A 5826-nucleotide genomic window follows, 5' to 3' on the forward strand; every position below is an offset into this window, starting at 1 on the left:
ATAGTTTGTTATAAAAATACATATTCGTATGATTTTAAAAAAATAACTTGTTTAATATTTCACAATGATAATGTGGATACTTTCACAAAGATGAAAGTGCAGAGCATTTATTATGTACTTGTAAGACATCAAACATATTTAAAAGGAGGTACAACAAATGAAACATCCGATACATGTTACTTCAGAAATTGGGGAATTACAAACGGTTTTATTAAAACGACCGGGTAAAGAAGTGGAAAACTTGACGCCAGATTATTTGCAGCAATTATTATTTGACGATATTCCATACTTACCAATTATTCAAAAAGAGCATGATTATTTTGCACAAACGTTACGCAATCGGGGTGTTGAAGTTCTTTATTTAGAAAAACTAGCCGCTGAGGCGTTAGTAGATAAAAAACTTCGAGAAGAATTTGTTGATCGTATTTTAAAAGAAGGACAGGCCGACGTAAATGTTGCACATCAAACTTTAAAAGAATATTTACTTTCCTTTTCAAATGAAGAATTAATTCAAAAAATTATGGGCGGTGTACGGAAAAACGAAATTGAAACAAGTAAGAAGACACATTTATATGAATTAATGGAAGATCACTATCCGTTTTACTTAGATCCAATGCCTAATTTATATTTTACTCGTGATCCAGCAGCTAGCGTGGGCGATGGCTTAACGATAAATAAGATGAGAGAACCAGCGCGTAGACGTGAATCATTATTCATGGAGTACATCATTAAATATCATCCAAGATTTGCAAAACATAATGTACCAATCTGGTTAGATCGTGATTATAAATTTCCAATTGAAGGTGGCGACGAGCTAATTTTAAATGAAGAAACAATTGCGATTGGAGTATCTGCTCGTACTTCAGCTAAAGCAATTGAACGTTTAGCTAAAAATCTCTTTAGCCGACAAAATAAAATTAAGAAAGTGTTAGCAATAGAAATTCCAAAATGTCGAGCATTTATGCATTTAGATACAGTATTTACAATGGTTGATTATGACAAGTTTACAATTCACCCAGCCATTCAAGGGCCAAAAGGGAATATGAATATTTATATTTTAGAAAAAGGATCAGATGAGGAAACTCTTAAAATTACACATCGTACTTCTTTAATGGAAGCATTAAAAGAGGTATTAGGCTTAAGTGAATTAGTTCTTATTCCATGTGGAGGAGGAGATGTAATTGCTTCTGCTCGTGAACAATGGAATGATGGCTCGAACACATTAGCAATCGCGCCAGGTGTAGTTGTTACATATGATCGCAACTATGTATCTAATACGTTATTACGGGAACACGGTATAGAAGTGATTGAGGTTCTAAGTTCGGAATTATCTCGTGGTCGTGGGGGTCCACGTTGCATGAGTATGCCAATTGTTCGTAAAGATATTTAGTATAAATAACGGAGAAAGTAGGGATGAATTATGTTAATGACTAGACCAAATTTAAAAGGAAGAAGCTTTCTAGCAGAAAAAGATTTTACACAAGAAGAATTATTATATTTTCTAGATTTGGCAGCAGAATTAAAAGAGAAAAAGAAAAATGGTATTCCGCATCATTATTTAGAAGGTAAAAATGTAGCGCTCTTATTTGAAAAAACTTCTACTCGTACACGTTGTGCATTTACAGTAGCATGTACAGATTTAGGAGCAAATCCTGAATATTTAGGGAAAGGTGATATTCAACTTGGGAAAAAAGAATCTGTAGAGGATACAGCAAAAGTGTTAGGGCGTATGTTTGACGGAATTGAGTTTCGTGGATTTAATCATGAAACCGTAGAATCTTTAGCACAAAATTCTGGTGTGCCAGTTTGGAATGGATTAACAGATATGTGGCATCCAACACAAACACTAGCAGATTTATTAACAATTAGAGAACATATAGGGAAATTGAAAAATGTGAAGCTCGTTTACGTTGGCGATGGACGAAATAATGTTGCTAATAGCTTACTAGTTGGTGGAGCAATCGTTGGAATGGATGTACGTATTTGTACACCGGAATCTTTATGGCCTGCACAAGAAGTAATTGATTTAGCAAAAAAATATAATGAACAGGTAATGATAACAAGTAATGTGGAAGAAGCTGTTGCGAATGCAGATGTAATTTATACAGATGTATGGGTGTCTATGGGGGAAGAAGAAAAATTTGCTGAACGTGTCGAGTTATTGAAACCTTATCAAGTAAATATGAAAATGATTAAAGCAACAGGGAATGAAAACGTGATTTTCTTACATTGTTTACCTGCATTTCATGATGTTGAAACGATGTATGGCGAAGAAGTTTATGAGAAATATGGGTTGAAAGAAATGGAGGTAACTGACGAAGTATTCCGCAGTAAACATTCAAAAGTATTTGATCAAGCTGAAAATAGAATGCATACAATTAAAGCGGTTATGGCAGCTACTTTAGGAAATATGGAGTAAAGAAGAAAGGGAGTCTTCCTTTCTTCTTTCTCCTCCTTTAGACACGATCATTCACTATTGCTTTTGTATTGTTATTGCAATTTAAGAGAGGTGAGTGGAATGGGTGAAGATAAGAAATTAGGGTTGTTTACACTAACGGCTCTTGTAGTTGGGTCTATGATTGGCGGTGGAGCCTTTAATTTAGCGAGTGATATGGCAAAAGGTGCTGGTGCTGGAGCCATTATTATTGGCTGGGTTATAACAGGAATTGGGATGATTGCACTTGGATTATCTTTTCAAAATCTAACTGTAAAACGGCCAGATTTAGATGGTGGTATTTTTAGCTATGCAAAAGCAGGATTTGGTAATTTTATGGGGTTTAATAGTGCGTGGGGATACTGGCTATCTGCTTGGCTTGGAAATGTAGCTTACGGTACATTATTGTTTTCTTCATTAGGATATTTCTTCCCAATCTTTGAAGGCGGGCAAAATGTAGCGTCCATTATTGGTGCAAGCGTATTATTATGGTGTGTTCACATGTTAATTTTACGTGGAGTTCAATCAGCAGCACTTGTGAATTTAGTAACTACAATCGCAAAATTAGTACCTGTATTTGTATTTATTGTCATAGGAATCTTCGCGTTTCATATTGATACGTTCTTAGATGGATTTTGGGGGCAAACTGGTTCTTTTTCATGGGGAGCAGTTGGCAGCCAAGTTAAAAGTACAATGCTTGTAACTTTATGGGTATTTATTGGGGTAGAAGGGGCTGTTGTTTTATCCAGTCGAGCAAAAAATAGAAGTGATGTAGGGAAAGCAACCGTTATTGGCTTAATTGGTACACTCATCATTTACATTTTAATCACATTATTGTCTCTTGGACTTATGCAGCAAGCAGATATTGCAGGTTTGAAAAATCCGGCTATGGCTTATTTATTTGAAAGTGTTGTTGGAAAATGGGGTGCTATCTTTATTAATTTAGGTTTGGTCATCTCTGTATTAGGTGCTTGGTTAGGTTGGACTTTGCTCGCTTCTGAAATTCCATATTTAGCGGCTAAAGATGGAGTATTTCCAAAATGGTTCGCAAAAGAAAATAAAAATAAGGCTCCAGTAAATTCATTATGGATAACAAATGGTTTAATACAAATGTTCTTGTTAACATTCGTCGTTTCTGATCAGGCGTATAACTTTGCATTCTCTTTAGCATCTTCAGCTATTTTAATCCCATATGCTTTTTCAGCATTTTATCAACTGAAGCATAGCTTAAATTCTGAAGAAGTAGATCGAAATAAAAATATAATAATTGGCTTGATAGCAAGTATTTATGGCGTGTGGCTAGTTTATGCAGCTGGTTTAGAGTATTTATTATTAACAATGACTTTATATGCGCCAGGTATTTTTATTTTTTACAATGTTCAAAAGCAAAAGAGTTCGAAGCAAATATTTACTCGAGTGGAATTAGCATCATCCGTAGCAATTGGTGCTTTAGCATTCTTTGCGATTTATGGATTAATTACAGGCAGTATTACTTTATAAAGCGCTGTGAAAGCGAAATCAACTGGAGGGCTGGAATATGGCACGAAGAAAAATTGTAGTTGCACTAGGGGGAAATGCGATACAGTCTGGAGAAGCTACTGCGGGAGCGCAGCAAGAAGCGTTGGAAAAAACGGCAGAACAACTTGTGAAAATAATGGAAAATGATGTGGATATAGTAATTGCGCATGGAAATGGCCCACAAGTGGGGAATATTTTATTACAGCAAAAAGCTGCAGAAACGGAAAAGACACCTGCAATGCCATTAGATACTTGTGGGGCAATGAGCCAAGGAATGATTGGATATTGGATGGAAAATGCGATTGAAAAGGCATTGAAAAAACGGAATATAAAAAAAGACGTAGCAACGGTTATAACACGCGTTGTTGTGGATAAAAAAGATGAGGCATTTAAAAATCCAACTAAACCAATCGGTCCTTTTTATACAGAAGAAGAGGCCAGAAGATTAATGGATGAAACAAAAGCAGTGTTTAAAGAAGATGCTGGTAGAGGGTGGAGACGCGTTGTTCCATCACCGAAGCCTGTAAGTATTCATGAACATAAAGTGATTAATTCTTTGGTCGAAGATGGAAATATAGTGATAGCTGTTGGCGGAGGTGGAATTCCAGTAATTGATTCCGAAGAAGGGCTAAAAGGAACTGAAGCAGTTATCGATAAAGATTTCGCTGCGCAGAAATTAGCAGAATTAGTAGATGCCGATACGCTCGTTATTTTAACTGCAGTTGATCATGTGTATGTAAATTATAATCAACCGAATCAAAAAAAATTAGAGCATGTCACAGTGAATCAATTAGAAGAATATATTGAAGAACAACAATTCGCTGCGGGAAGCATGCTTCCAAAAATTGAAGCTGCTATTAATTTTGTTAATACAAATCCAAAAAGAAAAACAATTATTACGTCTTTAGAAAAAGTATATGAAGCACTAGAAGAAAAAGCTGGTACTATTATTTCAAAACAGAATGTATGCATATATGTTTAAATTCTTATGTACGCTACTTAGTAGTAAAAAAGAATGGAGTTAGTAACTTCATTCTTTTTATTTATTAATATTTTTTGTACTCATTGTTCATAAAGTTTTCATGATGAAATCTGAATATGTAAGTTAATTATGATAAAATTCAAATTGAATACGCTTTCTTGATTTTTCGCTCCAACATACAGCAAGAGAGAGGGAATTTTATGAATAGACGGAACGTAGTTAAGGACTTAAAGCAGTTCGAATTATTTGCTCATTTAACAGAAAAAAAATTGAAAGGCTTAACAGAGTTTGTTTATTGGCGAACTTATAAAAAAGGTCAATTTTTATTTTTAGAAGGAGATTCAAGGGAAAGAATCTACTTCATGTTAGATGGTTTTGTAAAGTTAGAGCGGGTTAATCAAAATGGGAACTTATTATACGATGACTATGTAAAGCGATATTCTATTTTTCCTTATGGTGGCATGTTTACAGACAGAGGATATAACTATACAGCAGAAGCAATGACGGATGTGGAGGTATATTATATTCCAACGGTAATCTTTGAAGATATGGTAAAATCCAGCAGAACGCAATTGATGTACGTTGTTCAGCAATTATCATCTATATTAAAATTGAACGAAAATCGAGTGCAAAATATTACAATTCCTAATGCACAAGATCGTGTTATCCAAACGTTAAATTATTTAATGCAGGATTTAGGAGAACAGAGTGGGGAAAAGATTGTAATTTCATGTCCACTTACAACAATTGAAATATCCAAAATATCTGGAACATCTCGAGAGACAGTTAGCAGCGTATTAAAACAATTAAAAAATGATAGCATTGTTACAATTTTAGATAAAAAAATTACAATACATGATCCAACATATTTTGAAGAAATTTCAATGTGAAA

Annotated in this window: 5 protein-coding genes; all 5 read left to right on the forward strand. The window is 34.5% G+C overall.

What is annotated here, in order from left to right:
- The first annotated feature begins 157 nt into the window (after window positions 1–157).
- Window positions 158–1390, forward strand: a complete 1233-nt coding sequence (gene arcA, locus ACQGS6_RS21870; protein WP_000682331.1) for an arginine deiminase — start codon at window positions 158–160, stop codon at window positions 1388–1390.
- A 30-nt stretch (window positions 1391–1420) separates the two neighbouring features.
- Window positions 1421–2419 carry an ornithine carbamoyltransferase gene (gene argF / locus ACQGS6_RS21875; protein WP_000930289.1) on the forward strand — a complete coding sequence of 333 codons (999 nt, stop codon included), beginning with the start codon at window positions 1421–1423 and terminating at the stop codon, window positions 2417–2419.
- A 99-nt stretch (window positions 2420–2518) separates the two neighbouring features.
- A complete protein-coding gene (gene arcD, locus ACQGS6_RS21880; RefSeq protein ID WP_426965598.1) occupies window positions 2519–3934 on the forward strand; it encodes an arginine-ornithine antiporter in 1416 nt (471 codons plus the stop codon).
- A gap of 37 nt (window positions 3935–3971) precedes the next feature.
- Complete coding sequence (gene arcC / locus ACQGS6_RS21885) at window positions 3972–4934, forward strand: carbamate kinase (protein ID WP_000113947.1); 963 nt, start codon at window positions 3972–3974, stop codon at window positions 4932–4934.
- Window positions 4935–5134: 200 nt separating this feature from the next.
- Window positions 5135–5824 carry a Crp/Fnr family transcriptional regulator gene (locus tag ACQGS6_RS21890; RefSeq protein WP_001081905.1) on the forward strand — a complete coding sequence of 230 codons (690 nt, stop codon included), beginning with the start codon at window positions 5135–5137 and terminating at the stop codon, window positions 5822–5824.
- The last annotated feature ends 2 nt before the right edge of the window (window positions 5825–5826 follow it).

This window comes from Bacillus sp. GMs2/2 (assembly GCF_050172095.1).
GTDB lineage: Bacteria > Bacillota > Bacilli > Bacillales > Bacillaceae_G > Bacillus_A > Bacillus_A cereus.

Bases quoted from the DNA above. Each gene is read 5' to 3' on its own strand.
- arcD (WP_426965598.1), top strand. From the start codon at position 2,519: ATGGGTGAAGATAAGAAATTAGGGTTGTTTACACTAACGGCTCTTGTA.
- argF (WP_000930289.1), top strand. From the start codon at position 1,421: ATGTTAATGACTAGACCAAATTTAAAAGGAAGAAGCTTTCTAGCAGAA.
- arcC (WP_000113947.1), top strand. From the start codon at position 3,972: ATGGCACGAAGAAAAATTGTAGTTGCACTAGGGGGAAATGCGATACAG.
- arcA (WP_000682331.1), top strand. From the start codon at position 158: ATGAAACATCCGATACATGTTACTTCAGAAATTGGGGAATTACAAACG.
- ACQGS6_RS21890 (WP_001081905.1), top strand. From the start codon at position 5,135: ATGAATAGACGGAACGTAGTTAAGGACTTAAAGCAGTTCGAATTATTT.